Source organism: Pandoraea communis, from assembly GCF_902459745.1.
In the GTDB taxonomy this organism is placed as follows: Bacteria; Pseudomonadota; Gammaproteobacteria; order Burkholderiales; family Burkholderiaceae; genus Pandoraea; species Pandoraea communis.
Genome location: NZ_CABPSJ010000002.1, coordinates 819,100 through 842,154 on the forward strand (window position 1 = coordinate 819,100; position 23,055 = coordinate 842,154).

17 protein-coding genes are annotated in these 23,055 nt (G+C 62.7%); 7 read left to right on the top strand and 10 right to left on the bottom strand.

The genetic code is table 11. The features are described from left to right. Nucleotides 1–93 precede the first annotated feature (93 nt). Nucleotides 94–2,832 (bottom strand): DNA polymerase I, encoded by a 2,739-nt coding sequence (gene polA, locus PCO31110_RS10250; protein WP_150690344.1) that lies wholly within the window; start codon nucleotides 2,830–2,832, stop codon nucleotides 94–96. Here polA and PCO31110_RS10255 point away from each other — a divergent pair, their 5' ends adjacent. Continuing rightward, on the top strand, nucleotides 2,833–3,567 hold the full coding sequence (locus PCO31110_RS10255) for an LOG family protein (RefSeq protein ID WP_036661637.1): 735 nt from the start codon (nucleotides 2,833–2,835) through the stop codon (nucleotides 3,565–3,567). 124 nt (nucleotides 3,568–3,691) lie between these two features. On the opposite strand, the gene PCO31110_RS10260 is transcribed toward PCO31110_RS10255, so the two are convergent. Further along, entirely contained in the window at nucleotides 3,692–4,927 is a 1,236-nt protein-coding gene (locus PCO31110_RS10260; RefSeq protein ID WP_010806295.1) for a YeeE/YedE family protein, read from the bottom strand. 364 nt (nucleotides 4,928–5,291) lie between these two features. On the opposite strand from PCO31110_RS10260, the gene PCO31110_RS10265 reads away from it, so the two are divergent. The 3 genes from PCO31110_RS10265 (at nucleotide 5,292) to PCO31110_RS10275 (ending at nucleotide 7,604) form a co-directional block, all read left to right on the top strand. Further along, entirely contained in the window at nucleotides 5,292–5,663 is a 372-nt protein-coding gene (locus PCO31110_RS10265; RefSeq protein ID WP_246174911.1) for a hypothetical protein, read from the top strand. A 128-nt stretch (nucleotides 5,664–5,791) separates the two neighbouring features. Continuing rightward, nucleotides 5,792–6,763, top strand: coding sequence for a homoserine kinase (locus PCO31110_RS10270; protein ID WP_010806297.1), 972 nt, complete (start codon nucleotides 5,792–5,794; stop codon nucleotides 6,761–6,763). A gap of 31 nt (nucleotides 6,764–6,794) precedes the next feature. Next, nucleotides 6,795–7,604, top strand: coding sequence for a BPSS1780 family membrane protein (locus tag PCO31110_RS10275; RefSeq protein WP_150690345.1), 810 nt, complete (start codon nucleotides 6,795–6,797; stop codon nucleotides 7,602–7,604). A 78-nt stretch (nucleotides 7,605–7,682) separates the two neighbouring features. Here the strand turns inward: PCO31110_RS10275 and PCO31110_RS10280 are convergent, their stop codons facing one another. After that, nucleotides 7,683–10,004, bottom strand: coding sequence for a UvrD-helicase domain-containing protein (locus tag PCO31110_RS10280; RefSeq protein ID WP_150690346.1), 2,322 nt, complete (start codon nucleotides 10,002–10,004; stop codon nucleotides 7,683–7,685). A gap of 111 nt (nucleotides 10,005–10,115) precedes the next feature. Here PCO31110_RS10280 and PCO31110_RS10285 point away from each other — a divergent pair, with 111 nt between their 5' ends. After that, nucleotides 10,116–12,977 (top strand): valine--tRNA ligase, encoded by a 2,862-nt coding sequence (locus tag PCO31110_RS10285; RefSeq protein WP_010806300.1) that lies wholly within the window; start codon nucleotides 10,116–10,118, stop codon nucleotides 12,975–12,977. 29 nt (nucleotides 12,978–13,006) lie between these two features. Next, a complete protein-coding gene (galU, locus tag PCO31110_RS10290; protein ID WP_010806301.1) occupies nucleotides 13,007–13,891 on the top strand; it encodes a UTP--glucose-1-phosphate uridylyltransferase GalU in 885 nt (294 codons plus the stop codon). Between the two features lie 75 nt (nucleotides 13,892–13,966). On the opposite strand, the gene PCO31110_RS10295 is transcribed toward galU, so the two are convergent. Next, nucleotides 13,967–14,194, bottom strand: coding sequence for a sulfurtransferase TusA family protein (locus tag PCO31110_RS10295; protein ID WP_010806302.1), 228 nt, complete (start codon nucleotides 14,192–14,194; stop codon nucleotides 13,967–13,969). Between the two features lie 89 nt (nucleotides 14,195–14,283). Continuing rightward, on the bottom strand, nucleotides 14,284–14,814 hold the full coding sequence (locus PCO31110_RS10300; RefSeq protein ID WP_010806303.1) for an NUDIX domain-containing protein: 531 nt from the start codon (nucleotides 14,812–14,814) through the stop codon (nucleotides 14,284–14,286). Between the two features lie 237 nt (nucleotides 14,815–15,051). On the opposite strand from PCO31110_RS10300, the gene PCO31110_RS10305 reads away from it, so the two are divergent. Further along, nucleotides 15,052–16,347, top strand: coding sequence for a chloride channel protein (locus PCO31110_RS10305; protein ID WP_150690431.1), 1,296 nt, complete (start codon nucleotides 15,052–15,054; stop codon nucleotides 16,345–16,347). 31 nt (nucleotides 16,348–16,378) lie between these two features. On the opposite strand, the gene PCO31110_RS10310 is transcribed toward PCO31110_RS10305, so the two are convergent. From PCO31110_RS10310 to alaS, 5 genes are all read right to left on the bottom strand, one after another. Continuing rightward, on the bottom strand, nucleotides 16,379–17,494 hold the full coding sequence (locus tag PCO31110_RS10310) for a threonine aldolase family protein (protein WP_150690347.1): 1,116 nt from the start codon (nucleotides 17,492–17,494) through the stop codon (nucleotides 16,379–16,381). Nucleotides 17,495–17,584: 90 nt separating this feature from the next. Then, complete coding sequence (locus PCO31110_RS10315) at nucleotides 17,585–17,779, bottom strand: 4-oxalocrotonate tautomerase (RefSeq protein WP_150690348.1); 195 nt, start codon at nucleotides 17,777–17,779, stop codon at nucleotides 17,585–17,587. A gap of 114 nt (nucleotides 17,780–17,893) precedes the next feature. Beyond that, a complete protein-coding gene (locus tag PCO31110_RS10320; protein WP_150690349.1) occupies nucleotides 17,894–18,664 on the bottom strand; it encodes a class II aldolase/adducin family protein in 771 nt (256 codons plus the stop codon). 92 nt (nucleotides 18,665–18,756) lie between these two features. Next, the gene (locus tag PCO31110_RS10325; RefSeq protein ID WP_150690350.1) at nucleotides 18,757–20,013 is read right to left on the bottom strand and encodes a YbfB/YjiJ family MFS transporter; all 1,257 of its coding nucleotides are present in this window, start codon (nucleotides 20,011–20,013) and stop codon (nucleotides 18,757–18,759) included. A gap of 360 nt (nucleotides 20,014–20,373) precedes the next feature. Continuing rightward, nucleotides 20,374–22,998, bottom strand: coding sequence for an alanine--tRNA ligase (alaS, locus tag PCO31110_RS10330; protein WP_150690351.1), 2,625 nt, complete (start codon nucleotides 22,996–22,998; stop codon nucleotides 20,374–20,376). Nucleotides 22,999–23,055: the final 57 nt, after the last annotated feature.

Below are 23,055 nucleotides of genomic sequence, written 5' to 3' on the forward strand. Positions count from 1 at the left end.
CCCGCTATTGCAAGAACCCGAGCGCGGCGGCAGCCAAGGCGCGCTGCATCTTGTATCGCGCACGCACTTTAGGCGCCAGCCCAGCCAACCTCGTCAGTGCGCCTGTTCCCAATTCTCGCCAACGCCCACCTCCGCCACGAGCGGCACGCGCAGCTTTGCCACGCCGCACATCAGTTCCGGAAGACGCTTGCGAACTTCCGCCAGTTCGTGATCGGGCACTTCCAGCACGAGTTCATCGTGGACCTGCATGATCTGACGCGTCTGCAAGCCTCTGTCGTCCAGCCAGCGCTGTACGGCGATCATCGAGAGCTTGATGAGATCGGCGGCGGTGCCCTGCATCGGCGCGTTGATCGCCGCCCGCTCGGCAGCCTGGCGACGCGGCCCGTTGCCCCCGTTGATGTCCGGCAGCCACAGCCGGCGGCCGAACACCGTCTCGACGTAACCGCGCGCCTTGGCGCTCTTGCGCGTCTCGTCCATGTAACGTGCGACGCCGGGGTAACGCATGAAATAACGATCGATGTACTGCTTGGCGGCGTCGCGCTCGATCCCGAGGTTCGCGGCCAGCCCGAACGCGCTCATGCCGTAGATCAGACCGAAGTTGATGACCTTGGCGTAACGACGCTGCTCGGAAGAGACTTCGAGCGGCGTGACGGCAAAGATTTCCGCGGCCGTCGCCCGGTGGATGTCCTCACCGTTGGCGAACGCGCGCAGCAGGCTTTCGTCGCCGGAGATATGCGCCATGATGCGCAGTTCGATCTGCGAATAATCGGCCGATACCAGTTGACTGCCCAGCGGGGCGATGAACGCTTCACGAATGCGACGCCCCTCGGCCGTGCGCACCGGGATGTTCTGCAAATTCGGATCGTTCGATGCCAGACGTCCGGTGATCGCCACCGCCTGTGCGTAGTTCGTGTGCACCCGGCCGGTCGACGGATTGACCATCTTCGGCAGCTTGTCGGTATAGGTCGACTTGAGCTTGGCGAGGCCACGATAGTCGAGCAACACCTTCGGCAGCGGATAATCTTCGGCCAGTTTCTGAAGCACTTCCTCGTCGGTCGACGGGGCACCGCTGGCCGTCTTCTTGACAACCGGCAGTTGCAATTGCGTGAAGAAGATGTCGCCGATCTGCTTAGGGGAATTCAGATTGAATTGCTGCCCGGCCAATGCATACGCCTCGGTTTCGAGCGCGATCAACTTGTGGCCGATTTCGTCGCTTTGCGCGGCGAGGCGAGCGGTATCGACGAGCACGCCGTTGCGCTCCATGCGCTGGAGCACACGCGCCGTCGGCATTTCGATGCTGCTGTAGACGAACTCCAACGTGGCTTCACGCGCCACATCGGGATAAAGCGCGCGATGCAAACGCAGTGTGATGTCGGCATCCTCCGCAGCGTATGCCTTGGCCTGTTCGATGCCGACTTCATCGAAGCCGATCTGCTTGACGCCCTTGCCGCACACATCCTCATACTTGATCGTCGTCACACCGAGGTGACGCGACGCAAGACTGTCCATGTCATGGCTGCGATGCGACTCGACCACGTATGACTGGAGCAGCGTGTCGTGCTCGATGCCGCCCAGCCTGATGCCGTAGTTCTCGAGCACATGCGAGTCGTACTTGAGGTTCTGACCGACCTTCTTGTGGTCCGGGCTCTCGAGCCAATGCTTCAGGCGCGCGAGAACTTCGTCACGCGGCAATTGTTCGACCTCGCCCGGTGCGCGGTGCGCCACCGGGATATAAGCCGCACGCCCCGGCTCGCACGAGAACGAGAGACCGACAAGTTGCGCCTGCATCGCGTCGAGCGACGTCGTCTCGGTATCGAACGCCGTCAGTTCCGCCGCTTCGATGATCTTCAGCCATGCGTCGAACTGTTCCCACGTCAGCACGGCGTCGTACTGACGTTCGATCGTGTCGGCCGCGGGCGCCGGTGCCTGCTCGCCAGCCTGCGTGGCGGCAGCGGCCTCTGCCTCACGCAGCAGCGTCTTGAAGCCGTGACGCGCAAAGAAATCGCGCAACGTCTCGGTGTCTTCGGGTTGCGTCTGCAAGCTGGCTTCGATGGACGTGACCTGCGGCGCGAGATCGCAGTCGAGCGCAACCGTCACGAGCTTGCGTCCCATAGGCAGCCAGTCGAGAGCACGTCGCAAATTCTCGCCTACCGCGCCCTTCACTTCCGCCGCATTCGCGACGAGGTTGTCGAGATCACCGTATTGCGTGAGCCACTTGACGGCCGTTTTCGGTCCGCATTTTTCCACACCCGGCACGTTATCGACCGTATCGCCCACCAGGGTGAGGTAATCGACGATGCGCTCGGGCGGCACGCCGAATTTCGCGGCAACCGCAGCGGCGTCGAGCGTCTCGTTGGTCATCGTGTTCACGAGCGTCACGTGATCGTTCACAAGTTGCGCCAGATCCTTGTCGCCGGTGGAGACCACCACGCGCATGCCTCGCGCGGCCGCTTGCTTCGCGAGCGTGCCGATGACGTCATCGGCTTCCACGCCGTCGATCATCAACAGCGGCCAGCCCATGGCGCGCACGGCTTCGTGAATGGGTTCGATCTGCGCGCGCAAATCTTCCGGCATCGACGGACGGTTCGCCTTGTATTCGGCGTACCAATCGTCGCGGAACGTCTTGCCCTTGGCGTCGAAAACGCAGGCGCTATACTCTGCATGTACGTCTTTACGCATGCGGCGCAGCATATTGACGATGCCGTGCAGCGCCCCGGTGGGTTCGCCGTTGGGGCCGCGCAAATCCGGCAGGGCGTGATAGGCTCGATAAAGATAACTCGAACCATCGACCAATAAGAGCGTCTTACCTTCCAGACTTTGCTGTTCCGACATATGACCAAGAGAAGAAAAGAGATACCCAGTCTGCGCATGCTGGCAGACCATGAGCGCGCCACCGCAAAAAAAGCGCGCGCGTCGTGGCAGATGTTCACGATTATGGCAGAGTTCATCGAGGCGACCGAGTACCTGTCCGAGATCCGGCCGGCCGTCAGCATCTACGGCAGCGCGCGTATCAAACCGAAATCGCCGTTCTACAAACTAACGATGACCATCGCCCGCAAATTCTCCGACAACGGGTTTGCGGTGATCTCCGGCGGCGGCCCCGGCATTATGGAAGCGGCCAACAAGGGCGCACATGGCGGCGCCTCGCCGACCGTGGGTCTGAACATCGAATTGCCGCACGAACAAAAGGGCAACCAGTATCAGGACATCTCGCTGCGCTTTCGTCACTTCTTCACACGCAAGGTCACCTTTGTGAAGAATTCGGATGCCTTCGTGATCATGCCGGGCGGCTTCGGTACGCTCGATGAGCTGTCCGAAGTCCTCACCCTCATCCAGACGCAGAAGTCGCGTCATGTCCCCGTGATTCTCGTGGGCACGGAGTTCTGGACGGGGTTGCTCGACTGGGTGCGCTCGACGATGTTGCCGATGGGACTCATCGGCGAGAAGGATCTCGACCTGGTGAAGGTCATTGACGATCCCGACGAAATCCTCAAGGCCGTGTTCGCCTTCTATGAAGGCCGCATCGAGCCCGAGTCGGAAACCAGCGAGAAGATGTTCTACCTGTAATCGCGACAATCTTCGCCATGAAAAAACCCTCAAGGGTTGGATTCATGTCCAACGCTTGGGGGTTTGCGTTATCACGGGCGCCGTTTTCTCGGCAGACACGGGATCTGCCGAGGCCTTGTGTCGATCAGCAGCCAGTTTCGCGCGGGGTGGTTTCCACCGCCAGACCGAACAGCGGACGCAGGCGTGTGCCGAACACATTGCCGAAAAACGCTGCCACCAGCCACAGCCAGCCGTGCAGGCTGCCCGAAACAATGCCACTGAAATACGCCCCGATATTGCAGCCGTACGCCAAACGCGCGCCGTAACCGAGCAGCAACCCGCCCACGACGGCCGCAATCAGCGAGCGCACGGGGATCTTCCACACGGGAGCGAACTTGCCGGCGATGGACGCGGCGGCGAGCGCCCCGAGAATGATGCCGATGTCCATCACAGACGTAACGTCTTGTGCGACCGGTGCATTCAGCACGTTGACCTGCTTCGCCCAGTACGGCCACGAGGCCACATCGACGCCGAGCGCCATGAAGGCCTTGGCGCCCCAGAGAGCGAACGCCGACGTCACGCCCCACGGACGACCGGCCAGCGCCAGCGTCGCGTAGTTCAGCAGCACCAGCGCCAACGCCCCCCACAACAGCGGCCACGGGCCACGCAAGAGCGCAGGCGTGCCCTTCGCACTACGCGTCATCGGCACGCCGACGACCCGCCCATGACGACGCTTTTCCGCCCACAACGTGAAGGCGCCGATCGCAGCGAACAGCACGAGATTCGCGATAAGCGCGGGCCACAGCCCCCACACCTTGACCAGTGAGACCGGCTTGATATGCGGCAACGATTCCCACCAGGGCAGATGCGCCGTCGCGACCACCGAACCGACGATGAAGGCGGCCAGCGTGACGATCATGCGCGTGCTGCCGCCGCCCACCGTGTAGAGCGTGCCCGACGCGCAGCCGCCGCCGAGTTGCATGCCAACGCCGAAAATAAAAGCGCCGAACGCCACCGACACGCCAACCGGCGAGACGAGTCCGACGACCTTGTTACCGAAGAGCGTTCCGTCGGCCAGCGCAGGGAAGAACAGCAGGACGCCGACGGCGAGCATCACCATCTGCGCACGCAGCCCCGCACCGCGACGATCGGCAATGAACACACGCCATGCCGACGTGAAGCCGAACGCGGCGTGATAGAGCGCCACACCGAGCAGCGCCCCCACACCGGCCAACGCGGCCTGCTTCGGGCCGACGGTGGCTTGCAGATAGGCGATGCCGGCGGCAATCAGCACCAGCGCAATGGCGAGCGGACGGGCGTTATATGCGGACGGCGAAGGCGGGGCCGTTTTGACGACGGCGGAAGCAGCGGAAGAAGACATGAATTGCGGACTCCAGAATGCAGATGGGCGGCACGCGGCCACCCATCAAGACGACGTTGGAGGATGCCAGAACACAGCAGTGAGGAAAACGACCCTTTCGTGATTCGCTTATTACCGGAAGGAATATAGCGGATAGCGATCGCGTGCTCCCGGCCGGCCGGACCACTCGCCCACGCCCCCGCTCAAGCCCCTTGAAACGACCTCCCGGAATGCAGCACCGCCCCGCAGGCAAGGAACCACGGCGTATTCAACGCGATTTCACGATGCGAAGCGGGGGACGTTTGATAGAATGGACATATTGGAACCCGCTGCGCCGCCCCGGCTTGCCCCAACGTCGCGGATGCGTTCCCGCCCTCGGAGAATAATGATGAAAACGCGCCTTTCCCGTGCCCTGCCCCTGCTGTTCGGTGCCGGCCTGTTGCTCACCGGCCATGCATTTGCCCAGGATGGCAAGGAAACCGCCGCGCAAGCCGCCAAACGCGAAGCTGACGCCCGCGCCGCTGCCACCAGCACCTCGTCGGTGGACGTCAACCAGGAGCGCAAGCCGAGCTACTACGTCAACGACCAAGGCACGACCGTGACCGAGTATCGCGATCGCGGCAAGCCGACGGAGATCGATGTCCACTCACGATTCGGCACCAATTACCAGTTGACCACGCCACCGGACAACTCGCCGCGAGCGCGCGACAACACGTCGCAAAACGACCGCTTGCCGTCTGTCGGTCTGAAGTTCTGACATCTCTGGTAATCTGACTCACCCCCGCGTGCCGCCTGGCGGCACGCCAGCTTCCTGTATGTCTTGATTCAGCGGCCCGCTGCACGTGCACGGGCCGTTTGTCTGAGACACCTCCACTCAACGCACGCATGGCCGTTTTCACTTCCGTCTCGCCCGAGCAACTCCAACAATGGCTGCAACGCTACGATTTGGGGAATGTTCTCGATTTCCGGGGCATCAGCTCCGGCATTGAAAACACCAACTACTTCCTGACGACCGAGCGCGGCGAGTTCGTGCTGACGCTGTTCGAGAAGCTCACCGCGACGCAGTTGCCGTTCTATCTTCAACTGATGGGCCACCTCGCGCATCACAGCGTGCCGGTGCCCGATCCGATTCCCGATCGCACGGGTGAGATCCTGGGCGAGTTGAACGGCAAGCCGGCGACCATCGTCACCAAGCTGGCGGGACGCTCCGAACTGGCGCCCACGCCGGCACACTGCACGCACGTCGGCGCGATGCTCGCGCGCATGCACCTGGCCGGACGAGACTTCACGCTCGAGCAGGCCAACCTGCGCAGCCTGCCGTGGTGGCGCGAAGCGACGCCCGAAGTCATGCCGTTCCTGAGCGACGCGGAACGCGCGTTGCTGCAAAGCGAGATGGCGCATCAGGAGGCGTTTTTCGCGTCGACCGACTATCGCGAGATGCCGGCCGGCCCCTGCCACTGCGACCTGTTCCGCGACAACGTGTTGTTCGACATGGCCGAAGACGGTTCGCCCCGCCTGGGCGGATTCTTCGATTTCTACTTCGCAGGTTGCGACAAGTGGCTGTTCGATCTGGCCGTAACGGTCAACGACTGGTGCTGCGACCTGTCGACCGGCGTGCTCGACGAGGCTCGCGTGCATGCCATGCTGCGCGCCTACGAGACGGTGCGCCCGCTCACGAGCATCGAAGCGTCGCACTGGCGCGATATGCTCCGGGCGGGAGCGCTGCGCTTCTGGGTGTCGCGCCTGTATGATTTTCACTTGCCGCGGGAGGCCGAAATGCTCAAGCCGCACGATCCGGGGCATTTCGAACGAATCCTGCGCGAACGCATCGAAGCCGTTTCCATCCCGTGGCTGTAACCTGACGTCCTATCGGAGTCATTCGAACCCTATGCAATTGCTTGAAGTCCCGCCGAAGAGTGGTTATGTGTGGCTGCGCCAGGGTATCTGGCTATTCCGCAAGAACCCGCTCGCCATTCTGACGCTGCTCTTCGCCTATTTGTTTGGCGTGATGCTGCTGTCGATCCCGCCGGTCGTGGGCGCGTTCCTGCCGCTGCTGTTCATCCCCGGCTTGTCCGTCGGCTTCATGGCCGCCTGCCGTGACATCATCAAGAGCAAACAGGTATTGCCGAACGTGCTGCTCGACGGCTTTCGCGGTCACGGCAAGGAGGTTTCGCGCCGCCTGCTGATCCTGGGCGGCTATTACATTGTGGCGATGGCTGCGGTGTTCCTGTTCTCGGCACTCTTCGACGGCGGCGATCTGCTGAACAAGATGCTCTTCGGCGGCCGCATCAGCGAAGAGTCGCTCGTGAACGGTTCCATGGGCCAGGCGATGCTGGCGGCAGCGGTGGCCTACGTTCCGGTGGCGATGATGTTCTGGTTCGCACCGGTGCTCGTGGCATGGCACGACGTCACGCCCGTCAAGGCGCTCTTCTTCAGTTGGACGGCCTGCGTACGCAACCTGCGTGCCTTCTTCGTCTACGGGCTGTGCACGGCGGTCGTCGCCACGGTGCTGCCGCTGATCGTGGCGCTGACGATGGCCGCGATGGGCGTTCATCAGTACGCAATGCTGATACTCATGCCGTACTCGATCCTGTTCACGGCCGTGCTGTACTGCTCGTTCTATGCAACCTATCGCGGCTGCTTCGGCGTGCAGGAAATCGGCGCCATCGATCCGAACGTCGCGCCGCCGGAGGCATAACCGCAGACAGCGCAGACAAGCGACCGGCAAAACAAAGGGCACCCTCGGGTGCCCTTTGTCATGGGTAAGACGCCGTCGTTACTCGATCGGCTGGAGCTTCGCGACGGCCAGTGCGAGCCACTTCTCGCCATGTCGGCCGAATTTCACATGCGCACGGGCTTCCACGCCCGCCCCCTCGAGCCCAATGATCTTGCCCTCGCCGAACTTGGTGTGGAAGACCCCCTGCCCCAGCTTGAAGCCGGTCTCCGACGCGCGCGAACGGTCGGCAAGCGCCTGCTCCGACTTTGTCGCCACCCATTCGTCCTGCTTCGTTGCGCCCACTTGCGGACGCGAGAACCAGTCGCGCCCCCACGCCGGCTCGGCTTGCCCCAGACGCGCACCAGATTGCGCACGCGGCGTCAGGAACTTCAGCACCGCTTCCGGGATTTCCTCGAAGAAGCGCGAACGCACGTTGTAGCGTGTCTGACCGTGCAGCATGCGGCTTTGGGTGAACGAGAGATACAGCCGTTCCTTGGCCCGCGTGATCGCCACATACATCAACCGGCGCTCTTCTTCGAGGCCGTCGAGTTCGAGCGCACTGTTTTCGTGCGGGAACAGTCCCTCCTCCAGCCCGGTGACAAAGACCGCCGTGAATTCCAGCCCCTTGGCCGCGTGAACCGTCATGAGTTGCACGGCGTCCTGCCCGGCCTCGGCCTGATTGTCCCCGGCCTCAAGCGAGGCGTGTGACAGGAAACCGGCGAGCGGGGTCATCTCCACGGGCGTGTCGGCGTCCACCACGCCATCGGGCGAGGCCAGGATATCCGGGGCGCCCGGCAGTGCAGGACGCATGGCAATCAGACGCGCCGGCGCGTCGAGCCCATAGCCTTCCTCGGCGATAAACGCCGTGGCGGCGTGCACCAGTTCCTGCAAGTTCTCGATGCGATCCTGACCTTCCTTCTCGGTTTGATAGTGCGTGATCAGCCCGCTCGCGTCGATGACGTGCGTGACGACCTCCGGCAGCGTAAGGCGCCCAGTGTCCTGACGCATCTGCTCGATCAACCGGACGAAGGCCGTCAGATTGGTGCCCGCCTTGCCGGTCATATAGGGCACGGCGGCGTACATCGAGCAGTTGTACAGACGCGCCGCGTCGGCCAGTTGCTCCAGCGACCGTGCGCCGATCCCGCGCGTCGGGAAGTTCACGACGCGGGCAAATGCCGTGTCGTCGTTCGGATTCTCGATCAGACGCAAATATGCCAGCGCATGCTTGACTTCCTGACGCTCGAAGAAGCGCAGCCCCCCGTACACACGATATGCGATGCCCGCGCCCACCAGCGCGTGCTCCATCACCCGCGACTGGGCATTGCTACGATACAGAATGGCGATGTCCTGACGCGACAGCCCCTGTGCAACGAGCGCCTTGATTTCATCGACCAGCCAGCTCGCCTCCTGCAAGTCGGTCGCGGCTTCGTAGACCCGGATCAACTCGCCATGCCCCGCATCGGTGCGTAAATTCTTGCCCAGACGCCGTGCGTTATTCGAAATCAACGCATTGGCGGCGTCGAGGATGTTGCCGTGCGACCGGTAGTTCTGCTCCAGCTTGATCATGTGCCGAACGCGGAATTCGCGCTCGAAGTCGGCCATATTGCCGACGTTGGCACCACGAAAGGCGTAAATACTCTGATCGTCGTCGCCCACCGCAAATACTGCGGCGTTCGACCCTGCGAGCATCTTGAGCCATGCGTACTGGAGTTTGTTCGTGTCCTGGAACTCGTCGACGAGAATGTGACGAAAGCGCGATTGGTAATGCACCCGCAGCGGTTCGTTATGCTTGAGCAACTCGAAACAGCGCAGCAGCAATTCGGCAAAATCGACCACCCCTTCGCGCTGGCACTGCGCCTGATAGGTGGTGTACAGCTCGACGAACTTCTGGTTGAAGGCGTCGTTGGCCTCGACCTCGTGAGGGCGCAGGCCCTGCTCCTTGGCGTTATTGATGAAATACTGCAGGTTTTTCGGCGGATACTTCTCATCGTCGACATTCGCCGCCTTCATCATTCGCTTGATCGCAGAGAGCTGATCGGCCTGATCGAGGATCTGGAAGCTCTGCGGCAGCCCGGCATCGCGGAAATGCGCGCGCAGCATGCGGTTGCACAGCCCGTGGAAGGTGCCGATCCACATGGCGCGGGGGCTGATCGGCAGCATGGCCCCCAGACGAGCCTGCATTTCCTTGGCCGCCTTGTTGGTGAAGGTCACCGCCAGAATACCGGCCGGACCGACATGGCCCTGCTGTATCAGCCAGGCGATACGCGTGGTCAGCACGCGCGTCTTGCCGGAACCTGCGCCCGCGAGAATGAGGGCTGGCTCGTCCGGGAGGGTCACGGCGGCCAGTTGTTCGGGGTTCAGATTCGCTAACAGATCGGGCATGTCGGGAGGGAATTTCGAGTGAAGCCCGATTATAAATCCTGCCGCACCGCGGAAACGGCACCGAATCTTTTATAATTCAGGGTTTCACGCATTACACGGTCCATCCAATCCATGAGCGACAGCGACAATACGCTTGCCAAGAGCTTCGAGCCGCAGGACGTCGAAGCCCACTGGGGCCCCGAATGGGAACGCCGAGGCTATGCCCGGCCGACTTTCGACGACGCCCGCGAAGATTTCAGCATCCAGTTGCCGCCGCCGAACGTTACCGGCACGCTGCACATGGGTCATGCGTTCAACCAGACGATCATGGATGGCCTCACCCGCTACCACCGTATGAAGGGGGCCAACACCCTCTGGGTGCCGGGCACGGACCACGCGGGCATCGCCACGCAGATCGTCGTCGAACGCCAGCTCGACGCCGAGAAGGTCTCGCGCCACGATCTCGGCCGCGAGAAGTTCGTCGAGCGCGTCTGGGAGTGGAAGGAACAGTCGGGCAGCACGATCACACGTCAGGTGCGCCGTCTGGGCGCCTCCATCGACTGGAGCCGCGAATACTTCACGATGGACGAGAAGATGTCGCGCGTCGTGCGCGACGTGTTCGTCACGCTGTACGAGCAAGGGCTGCTCTACCGGGGCAAGCGTCTCGTGAACTGGGAATCGGTCCTGCTCACCGCAGTGTCCGATCTGGAAGTGGTCAGCGAGGAAGAGGAAGGCTCGCTGTGGCACATCCGCTACCCCCTGGCTAACGGTTCGGGCTCGCTCACGGTCGCCACCACGCGCCCCGAAACGATGCTCGGCGACGTAGCCCTGATGGTCCATCCGGAAGACGAGCGCTACAAGCACCTGATCGGGCAGATGGCCAAGCTGCCGCTGTCCGATCGTGAAATCCCGATCATCGCCGACGATTACGTCGATCTTGAATTCGGCACGGGCGTGGTGAAAGTCACGCCGGCGCACGACTTCAACGATTACGCCGTGGGCCAGCGCCACAACCTGCCGCAGATCAACATTCTCACGCTCGACGCGAAGATCAACGAGAATGCCCCGGAAAAGTACCGCGGACTGGATCGTTTCGAGGCGCGCAAGCAGATCGTGGCCGACCTCGACGCTCAGGGGCTGCTCGAATCGGTCAAGCCGCACAAGCTGATGGTGCCGCGCAGCGATCGCACCGGCACGATCATCGAGCCGATGCTTACCGACCAGTGGTTTGTCGCGATGAGCAAGCCGGCGCCGGAAGGCACGTTCCATCCGGGCAAGTCGATCACCGAAGTCGCTCTCGACGTCGTGCGCGACGGTGAGATCAAGTTCGTGCCGGAAAACTGGGCGACGACATATCACCAGTGGCTCGAGAACATTCAGGACTGGTGTATCTCGCGTCAACTCTGGTGGGGACACCAGATTCCCGCATGGTACGACGATGCGGGCAATGTCTACGTCGCCCGGACGGAAGAGGAAGCTGCCGGGAAGGCACGCGCGAACGGCTATACCGGCGCGCTCAGGCGCGACGAAGACGTGCTCGACACGTGGTTCTCGTCGGCACTGGTGCCGTTCTCATCGCTCGGCTGGCCGCAAGAGACGCCCGAACTGAAGCATTTCCTGCCGTCGACGGTGCTCGTGACCGGCTTCGACATCATCTTCTTCTGGGTGGCGCGCATGGTCATGATGACCACGCACTTCACCGGCAAGGTGCCGTTCAAGACCGTGTACATGCACGGTCTGGTGCGCGACGCCGAGGGCCAGAAGATGTCCAAGTCGAAGGGCAACACGCTCGATCCGCTCGATATCGTCGACGGTGTGTCGCTCGACACCCTCCTCGCCAAGCGCACGACCGGCCTGATGAACCCGAAGCAGGCGACGAGCATCGAGAAGAAGACGCGCAAGGAATTCCCGGATGGCATTGCGCCGTTCGGCACCGACGCGCTGCGCTTCACGTTCGCGTCGATGGCCACGCTCGGCCGGAACATCAACTTCGACCTCGCACGCTGCGAAGGCTATCGCAACTTCTGCAACAAGCTGTGGAACGCCACGCGCTTCGTGCTGATGAACTGCGAAGGCCAGGACTGCGGCATGGCGCCGTGCGTGGGCGATTGCGGCCCCGACGGTCAACTGGACTTCTCGCGCGCCGACCGCTGGATCGTATCGCTGTTGCAACGCGTGGAAGCCGACGTTGCGAAGGGCTTTGCCGACTATCGCTTCGACAACATCGCCAGCACGATCTACAAGTTCGTGTGGGACGAGTACTGCGACTGGTACGTCGAACTGGCCAAGTGGCAGATCCAGAACGGCACCCCGGCGCAACAACGCGCCACGCGCCGCACCCTGCTGCGCGTGCTGGAAACGGTGCTGCGTCTGGCCCACCCGATCATTCCGTTCATCACCGAAGCCCTGTGGCAGAAGGTGGCGCCGCTCGCCGGCCGCTACCCGGCGGACAAGGCCGCAGGCGAAGCCAGCATCATGGTGCAGCCGTACCCGGTGGCCGACACGAGCAAGATCGACGAAGGCGACGAAGCCTGGATGCAGCAGTTGAAGGCGGCCGTCGACGCGTGCCGTAATCTGCGAGGCGAAATGAACCTGTCGCCGGCACAACGCGTGCCGCTGCTGGTCGCGGGCGACGTGCCATTCCTCACGTCGATCGCGCCGTATCTGCAAACGCTCGCCAAGCTCTCCGAGGTGCAGGTGCTGGACGACGAAGCCACGCTCGACGCGCAGGCTGCCGGTGCGCCGCTCGCCGTGGTGGGCGCGAACAAGCTGGCATTGAAGGTCGAGATCGATGTGGCCGCAGAGCGCGAGCGCCTCGGCAAGGAAGTCAAACGTCTCGAAGGCGAAATCGCAAAGTGCCACGGCAAGCTCTCCAATGAGAGCTTTGTGGCCCGCGCGCCTGCGAACGTCGTGGAACTCGAGAAGCAACGATTGGTCGACTTTGAAGCCGTTCTCGGCAAGTTGCAGGCCCAGCTGGCTCGCCTGCCGGCCTGAGACGCTCGACATCCACCAGGGAGATACCAATGAAAACCTTCGTGACCAAAGCCGTGTTCCCCGTTGCGGGCCTCGGCACCCGATTCCTCCCGGCGACCAAGGCGAGCCCGAAGGAAATGCTGCCCATCGTCGACAAGCCGCTGATTCAGTACGCGGTGGAAGAAGCGGCGGCCGCCGGCATTACCGAGATGATCTTCGTGACGGGCCGTAACAAGCGCGCGATCGAAGATCACTTCGACACGGCCTTCGAACTCGAAGCGGAACTGGAAGCCAAGAACAAGCAGGCACTGCTCGACGTCGTGCATTCGATCAAGCCGCCGCACATCGACTGCTTCTACGTGCGTCAGCCCAAGGCACTCGGTCTGGGGCATGCCGTGCTGTGCGCGGAAAAGCTCGTGGGCGACGAGCCGTTCGCGGTCATCCTCGCCGACGACTTGCTCGACGGCGATCCGCCGGTGCTCAAGCAGATGGTCGATCTGTACAACCAGTATCACAGCTCGATCATCGGCGTGGAAGAGATTCCCATCGAGCAAAGCCGGTCGTACGGGATCGTCGCGGGCAACGAGTGGGGCGAGAAGGACATCGTCAAGCTGACGAGTATCGTCGAGAAGCCGGCACCGGAAGACGCACCGTCGAATCTGGGTGTCGTCGGCCGCTATGTGCTGCGTCCGCGCATTTTCGATTGCATCCGCGAGATCGATCCGGGGTCAGGTGGCGAGATTCAGTTGACGGATGCCATCCAGAAACTGATGCACGACGAGGTTGTCCTGGCATACCGCTACAAGGGTAAGCGCTTCGATTGCGGCAGCAAGCTCGGCTACCTGAAGGCGACGGTGGAATTTGCGCTGCGTCACCCGGAGCTGAAGGACGCGTTCCGCGAGTACCTGCGCGAGTCGCACGGCGCTGTCATGTAAGCGTCAGGCACCGCACCAAAGAAAAAGCCGACGGCATGTCCGTCGGCTTTTTTATGCCCGCGCGATGCGGTGCGATCAGCGGCGGCGCATCAGGAAGTGGAACGTCTTGCCCTCTTCACGCGACTCGATGAGTTCGTTGCCGGTTTGCTTGGCAAATGCGCTGAAGTCGCGCGCCGAACCGGGATCCGTGGCGATGATGTGCAGCACTTCGCCGCTCTGCATTTCGGCAAGCGCCTTCTTGGCACGCAGGATCGGCAGCGGGCAGTTCAGACCGCTCGCGTCGACTTCTTTCTGAAATTCCATGCTCATGTCCCTCTTGTCAGTCTTGTGCGAATCTTGTGCCAGGTTCACCCTGCAAACCGCGATTCTACCGTAGTCGCCGCACCACGCCGTCAGCCCGCAATCGACAGCTTTGCCGAATCGACATATTCGACCGGCAGGTTGCGCCGGCGCAACCACTCGGCCACCGCATGTCCGGTGCCCGCGCGCCACGGACGCACCCGCTCCGGCGACACGAGACGGAACTCGGCCAGCTCTTCCGATAGACGAATATCGCCATCGCAGACCGCGTGATAGGCGATGATCAACTCATTCTTGCGCATGAATTCGTAGACGCCGAGCAGCGAAATCGCGTCGGTCTCCAGATTGGTCTCTTCCTTGATCTCGCGCCGCAGGCCATCTTCAGGCGTTTCGTCGCGTTCGAGAAATCCGGTGATGAGCGCGAACATGCCCTCGGTCCACGCGGCGTTGCGCGCCAGCAGAATCTGACCGCGATACTCCACAAGGCCGGCAACCACCGGCAACGGATTGTCCCAGTGGACGAAACCGCAAGCGGTATCCGGACAAGCGCGGCGAATACGCCCGGCGACATCACGCGAGTCGAGCGGCGAGGCACAGCGGGGACAGAAAATTAGTTCGTTCATGATCGTTCTTCCGCGAATTCGAATATCTTAAATGAACTCATGACGGGATGCACATTCAGAACTATCCAAGACGTCTGAAGACCAAGCCCATAAGGGCCGGGGCGTATAATCGGCTAACGTCTTTCACCCTTCGCTCACGACCAAGTGTCAGCTATCCCGCCAAACACCGAGTCTGCCTCGCCACCGCCGTCGCCTTCGCCGACACCTCCCCTCGCGCCGCCGTCGTTATCGGCGCGTCTGGCCAGACGGGGCGTCAATCGCTCGCGGCGCCTCTGGCATAACTACGGTGTGTTCTGGCTCGGCGCCGTGCTCGTGGGTCTGGTCTCGGTTGCGTACGCCAAGCTCATCGACTTCGGTTTCGAACTGTTCCAGCGCATGCTGTCGCATGGCGCCTGGCTGCCGCTGATCGTCACGCCGCTTGGCGCTGCGCTGGCCATCTGGCTGACGCAGAAGTTCTTCCGTGGCGCGGAAGGCAGCGGCATTCCGCAGGTCATCGCCACGCTGCAAGATTCGCGGCTGTCGAAATCGCTGCTGTCGCTGCGCATCATGGTCGGCAAGATTGCGATCTCGTTTCTCGGCATTCTTTGCGGCTTCACCATTGGCCGCGAAGGGCCGACGGTGCAGATCGGCGCTTCGCTGATGTATGCCATGCGTCATGGCTATCGCCGCAGCAGCGCGCACATCGAGCGTCAATTGACGCTGGCCGGCGCAGCGGCAGGTCTGGCGGCCGCGTTCAATACGCCGCTCGCAGGTGTGGTGTTCGCCATCGAGGAATTGAGCCGAAGTTTCGTTGCCCGGAACAGCGGCACACTCATCACGGCCATCATCTTTTCCGGCGTCGTGGCACTCGGACTGCAAGGCAATTATCTGTACTTCGGGCAAATCAAGGCGCTCACCGAATTCCACTGGGCGCTGATCCCCGTGCTCATTGCCGCCAGCCTGCTGACGGGCGTCGCAGGTGGCCTGTTCGGCTGGCTGATGCTCAACGTGGCGCGCTGGATGCCCGCGTCGCTGGTGAGCCTTCGCCGGACGTACCCGGTGCGCTTCGCGTTTCTGTGCGGGCTGACCATTGCCGTGATCGGCGTGGTCTCGGGAGGGACGACCTTCGGCAGCGGTTATGCGGAAGCGCGCGGCCTGCTCGAGTCGCATGCGGCGCTCTCGCCGCTCTACGCCCTGCTGAAATTCGCCGCGCTATGTGTATCGTACCTGTCGGGGATTCCCGGAGGCATCTTCGCGCCGTCGCTCGCCATCGGCGCCGGGCTCGGCAACGTAATGGCTCACGTCACGTCGGCGATACCGCTGCCAGCGATGGCCGCGCTGTGTATGGTCGGGTATCTGGCGGCGGTCACGCAATCGCCGATTACGTCGTTCGTGATCGTCATGGAGATGATCGACGGCCATCAGATGGTGATTCCTCTCATGGCCGTTGCATTGCTCTCGACTCAGGTGTCGAAAGCCATCGCGCCATCGTTCTATCACACGTTGGCACACCGCTTTCTCACGCCTGCGATACCAGCGCCGCGACAGGCATGAATCGCGCCGCCGGCCCGCGCCGGAGAATCGATTACGCCTTCGCGCTCAGTTCCCGGACATCTGCGGCCAGACGCTCGACTGTTTCCGGGCGGGTATCCCACGCACACATGAAACGGCAACCACCGGCGCCAATGAACGTGTAGAAGCGCCAGCCCTTGGCGCGCAGCGCTTCGATCACATGCAACGGCAATTCCGCGAACACGGCGTTGGCTTGCGTCTCGAACATCAGCGATACGCCCGGCACATCGCGAAGGCGTTGCGCGAGCAGTTGCGCCATGGCGTTGGCGTGACGTGCGTTGCGCAGCCAGGTGTCGTCCTCCAGCATGCCAAGCCAAGGTGCGGAAATGAAGCGCATCTTCGACGCCAACTGCCCTGCCTGCTTCACCCGATACGCAAAGTCCTCGGCCAGCGCGCGATTGAAGAACACCACGGCCTCGCCTACCGGCAGGCCATTCTTTGTGCCGCCGAAGCAAAGCACGTCCACGCCCGCGCGCCAGGTCACATCGCCCGGATGACAGCCCAGCGTTGCGACGGCATTGGCGAAGCGAGCGCCGTCCATATGCACGCGAAGATTGCGCCGCCGGGCCACCGACGAGATCGCCTTGATCTCGTCGACCGAGTAGACGGTGCCGACTTCGGTCGCCTGCGTGAGCGTGACGACCTTGGGTTTCGGGAAGTGAATGTCCGAGCGCCGGTTGATCACCGATTCGACGGCATCCGGCGTGAGCTTGCCGTTGTTCTCGCGGCCGCGCGCGGTGAGCAGCTTCGCGCCGTTGGAGAAAAATTCGGGTCCACCGCACTCGTCGGTCTCGACGTGCGCCAGTTCGTGGCAGATGACGGAGTGATACGACTGCGACAACGACGCCAGCGCCAGCGAGTTGGCGGCCGTGCCGTTGAAGACGAAGAAAACCTCGCAGTCCGTGTCGAACAACTGGCGAATGCCGTCGCATACGCGCTGCGTCCAGGTATCGTCGCCGTAGGCAACTTCGTGACCGCTGGCATTTGCCTCGATCAGATAGTGCAGCGCCTCGGGGCAAATCCCGGCGTAGTTATCCGACGCAAAGTGTTGCGGCGTTTGTGCCGGTTCGCTGCCGGCGGCGGCACGGGCGGTGGCGTGAAGACTCGATACGGACGGGACTTGCGACATGACAACCTCTTCGATACGGCGGGGAGGCCGTGAGTCTCCCCGCCCCAGACCTACCGGCGGCGCCAGCGGCGCTCACCGGCTCACTCGGTTTTACTCGGGACGCGGGTCCGACCAAAGCGTACCCGCTGTGGACCAGTTCTCGCGCTTGATGTCGGTGATGATGATGTCCACGGACTCAGCCGAGCAACCGATCGTGTTCACTGCCGCTTCCGTGACAGCTTTGACGAATGCGCGCTTTTGCTCGACCGAGCGCCCCTCGAACATCTCGACGTGAAACGTTGGCATTGCCGTCTATCTCCTCATGTCGTTATCAAGATGGGCGGCGCCGCCGCCCATCCCCTTCCTCGGGCAAAGCCTGCCAGCCTTCCCTGCGCTCCCGACATCGCACCTGCGCGGCGGTCAATCGCGAAACGAGGCGTCTATTCTATCCAGTTTGCGTAGCAGTGCAGGCCACTCCAGCACACCTTCGATAGCACCACCGTCTTCGAGTTGAATGGCAGTCTTGTCCTGCACGGCGGCACTCGGCAGATGAGGTGGCATACCGCCCGCCAATGCTTGCAACTGGATCTCGCACGCCTTGACCAGCGTGGCCATCAGCACGAAGGCTTCGGCCACCGTGCGTCCGGTCGTGAGCGTGCCGTGATTGCGCAGCAGCATGGCCGGATACGGGCCGAGCGACGCCACGAGCCGCTCCCCCTCCGACGGTGAAAACGCCAGACCTTCGTAGTCGTGATAGCCGATACGCTCGTGAAAGCGAAGCGCGTGCTGCGAGATCGGCAGTAATCCGTGAGGCTGGATCGACACCGCAACGCCGGCCGTATTGTGCAAATGCATGACACACACGGCATCCGCACGCGCCGCATGCACGGCGCCGTGCAGCGCAAATCCGGTCACGTTCACGGGGTGTTCGCTCTCGCCCACGATCTCGCCGGCGATCGTGATCTTGACGAGATTCGATGCCGTCACTTCGTCGAATGCCAGACCGAACGGGTTGATGAGAAAGTACCCCGGCTCGCCCGGCACCATCGCGGAGATATGGGTGTAGATGAGATCGTCCCAGCCGTGCAGCGCAACGAGGCGGTAACAGGCCGCGAGATCGACGCGCATCTGGTGCTCGGCGTCGCTCGTGGCGGTGGCGGCCTTTTTGCCCGCCCGCAGGGTAAAAGACATAGAGAGCCCCAGAGGATGAAGATGTCGGATCGGCAGACGTCAGACGTCAATCGCGATAGCGAGGGCGGCGACAGCGGCACTGCGCGCGAGAATCAGAGTGCGTGCTTGAGCGAGCGCCGCCAATCCCACACGAAGCCGATCGCACCGAGCACGAGCACGCCGCTCGCGCACAGCAGCGCTGCCGTGAAGCTGCCAGTGGCCGCGACCAGTGGCGCAGCCGCCAACGGCCCGACGATCTGGCCGATGCCATAGGATGCCGTCACCAAACCGATCAAGCCATTGGCATTGTCCCCACGCAGACGCCGGCACTCGCGCACTGCGTACACGGTAATCGCCGTGAACGGCAGCCCCACGAGCACGCTGCCCAGCGCGAATCCCACCACGTTCGGCAGTACGATACCGATTCCTACCCCCAACCCCTGCATGACGTAGCACGCGGCGAGCAGCAGCCGATTGTCCCAGGCAAGCGGCGCACGCGCGCCAATGATCGCCCCCGGCATGACCATCAGGCCGAGCAGCGGGAAAAACAGGTCCGGCCACGCCGAGCCCGGTAGGGCCTGACGCGCGATCACCGGCAGAAACGTTGCCGTGATGATGTAACCGAAGCCGGCGAAGCTGTAGAGCACCGTGACAGGGATGACACTCTCGCCACTGCCATGATTGATGGCATGTGCCGCGGCCTGCCCCGGTGTACCGCCCGAGGATTTGGCGGCGTGGGCCGTCTTCGCGGCCTCGGGCGCGTCGGCCGCGAACGTGCGCCAGATCACCGCGAGCAACGCTAGTGCAAGCACGCCGCACAGCAGCCAGCCGCCGCGTGCGGGCCACGCCAGCGAGCTGTTCACGCTCGCAAGCAAGCCTGTCACCACGATGCCGGCCCCGGGGCCGGCGAAGATCACGCCCCCCAGACTCGGCATGCGCAATTCACCGAGTTTGCGGAAACCCCATCCGGCCGAGAACACCATCGCCCAGGCACTCATCACCCCCGCGAGCGTACGCACGACGGCCCACACGGCGAACGACTCGAGCAGCCCCATCGCCAGTGTCAACACGACGGTGGCAGCGAGTGCAAAACGGATGATGAGCGTCGGCGTGAAGCGCAGCCACATGCATGACAACGCGCCAACGAAGTACCCTGCGTAATTGAGGGAAGCGAGCCAACTGCCGTGCTGAATATCGGTGAGCCGCTCTTGCAGCATCAGGGGCAACATCGGCGTAAAGGCGAAGCGCCCGATGCCCATGGCAATGGCTAGCGCAAGCATGCAGGACAGCGCAATGCGCCACGCTGCGCGCTCAGGCGAAGGCTGGTGCAACGAGGCGGCTCTGTCGGAATCGGTGAGTGTGGCTGGCATGACGATAACTATGTGGGAAACCGGGCGCCGGTGCGCGCAACTTTCCGAATACTTTACATGCAAACCATCACGGAAAGCGGAGGTTCCCCTGCATCATGAAGGGCAATGGCAGCCATTGCCATCCGGGTGTGGCTGTGCCCCTCACGCCCGTGAAATACTGAGCCCATTTGCTTCGGTATCCTTTCAAATACTGAAATTGTATCGTTTGTTCATCAGGCCACCCGACGGCACGGGGTTATCCGCTCCCCGAATGCAAAACGCGCACCGAAGTGCGCGTTTTGCTCAAGCCATCCCGGCGAATCGCCGGAGACTGCCCATCGAACCGGAGCGGCAGCCTGCGCCGCCGCCCTTACCGGATCGTCAGAACTTGCCTGCGACCCAACCCTGCACGCCGGCCAGCGCCTGCGGCAACTGCGACGGGTCGGTACCGCCAGCTTGCGCCATATCAGGACGGCCCCCGCCCTTGCCACCGACTTGCTGCGCGACGAAGTTGACCAACTCGCCGGCCTTGACCTTGCTGGTCGCGTCGGCCGTCACGCCGGCAATGAGGCTGACCTTGCCGCCCTCGACAGCCGCGAGCACGATGGCCGCGCTCTTGAGCTTGTCCTTGAGCTTATCCATCGTCTCGCGCAGCGTCTTGACATCGGCACCTTCGAGTTGCGCGGCCAGCACTTTCAGACCGTTCACGTCGACGGCCTTCTCGACCAGTTCATCACCCTGGCTCGAAGCGAGCTTCGACTTGAGCGCCGCCAGTTCCTTCTCGAGCGACTTGACCTGCTCCTGCACCTGCGCGATACGCGGAGTGAGTTCGGCCGGTTGAGTCTTGAGCGCAGCGGCGGCCTCGTTGACCTGGTCGTCGAGCTTCTGCACGAAACGCACCGAGTTGTCACCGGTGATGGCTTCTACGCGACGAATACCGGCAGCCACGCCCCCTTCCATCACGATCTTGAACAGGCCAATGTCGCCGGTGCGCGTCACGTGTGTGCCGCCGCACAGTTCGCGCGACGTGCCGATATCGAGTACGCGCACTTCGTCGCCGTACTTCTCACCGAACAGGGCCATTGCACCGCCCTTGACGGCATCGTCGAAGGACATCACGGCCGCTTGCGTCGGCACGTTGGTCAGGACTTCCGCGTTGACGATGTCTTCCACGCGACGGATTTCCTCGGCGGTCATCGCGGCGTTGTGTGCGAAGTCGAAACGCGTCTTGTCGGCGTCGACGAGCGAGCCCTTCTGTTGCACGTGAGCCCCCAGCACTTCACGCAGCGCCTTGTGCATCAAATGCGTGGCAGAGTGGTTGCGAACGGTGCGAGCGCGGCGCACGGCATCGACCTGCGCCGTAACAGCCTCGCCCACCTTCAGTTCGCCCGATTCCAGCTTGCCGTAGTGGCCGAACACGTCAGCCTGAATCTTCTGCGTGTCCGACACACCGAAACGCGCACCGCCGGCGACGATCAGGCCCTGATCGCCCACCTGACCGCCAGACTCGGCGTAGAACGGCGTGGTGTCGAGCACGACGATACCTTGTTGCCCCGCAGAGAGCTTACCCACGCTCGTGCCGTCGACGTAGAGCGCCGTCACCTTCGCGCCTTCGAGCATCAGCTTGTCGTAGCCCTGGAAGCGGGTCTTGTCGCCGGTGTATTCGAGGGCCGTCGCCATCTTGAACTTGCCCGCGGCACGGGCCTGCTCGCGCTGGCGCGCCATCGCGGCATCGAACGCGGCCTCGTCGACCGTGATGCTGCGCTCGCGGCAAACGTCGGCCGTCAGATCGAGCGGGAAGCCATACGTGTCGTGCAGCTTGAAGGCGAGTTCGCCGTCGAGCGTGGTCACACCGCGCTTGGCCAGATCGGCCAGCGCCCCTTCGAGAATCTCCATGCCGTTCTCGATGGTTTCGCCGAAACGCTCTTCTTCCTGCTTGAGCACGTCGGTCACGCGTTGCTGCGCCTGCGCCAGTTCCGGATAAGCGGCGCCCATCTCGGCGACCAGATCCGGTACGAGCTTGTAGAAGAACGGCTTCTTGCAGCCGAGCTTGTAACCGTGACGGATCGCGCGGCGGATGATACGGCGCAGCACATAGCCGCGGCCTTCGTTGCCCGGAATCACGCCATCGACGATCAGGAACGAGCAAGCGCGGATGTGATCGGCAATCACCTTGAGCGAGTTCGCGTTGAGATCGGTCACACCGGTCTCGCGGCCCGCGGCCTTGATCAGGTGCTGGAACAGGTCGATTTCGTAGTTGCTGTGCACGTGTTGCAGCACGGCCGCGATACGCTCCAGCCCCATGCCGGTATCCACGCAGGGCTTGGGCAGCGGCGTCATGTTGCCCTGCTCGTCGCGGTTGAACTGCATGAACACGAGATTCCAGATCTCGATGTAGCGATCGCCGTCTTCTTCCGGTGATCCGGGGGGGCCGCCCCACACGTCGGCGCCGTGATCGAAGAAGATTTCCGAGCACGGACCGCACGGGCCGGTGTCGGCCATCTGCCAGAAGTTGTCCGAGGCGTAGCGCGCGCCCTTGTTGTCGCCGATGCGGATGATTCGCTCGACCGGCACGCCCACTTCCTTCGCCCAGATGTCGTAGGCCTCGTCGTCTTCCTTGTAGACGGTGACCCAGAGCTTGTCCTTCGGCAGTTTGTACACTTCCGTCAGCAATTCCCAGGCGTACTGAATCGCTTCGCGCTTGAAATAGTCGCCGAACGAGAAGTTGCCCAGCATTTCGAAGAACGTGTGGTGACGCGCCGTGTAGCCGACGTTCTCCAGATCGTTGTGCTTGCCGCCCGCGCGCACACTGCGCTGGGCCGTGGTCGCGCGCTTGTAAGGGCGCGTTTCGAGACCGAGGAAGACGTCCTTGAACTGCACCATGCCGGAGTTCGTGAACAGCAGCGTTGGGTCATTGGACGGCACGAGGCTCGACGAGCGCACGATGGTGTGCCCCTTCGACTCGAAGAAGTTGAGGAATTTTTCCCGAATGTCTGCGACTTTCATAGGCTGCGTGAGCGTGGGGACCGGGCGAGCTAAGCCAAGCCTGGTGGGTATTTTGCA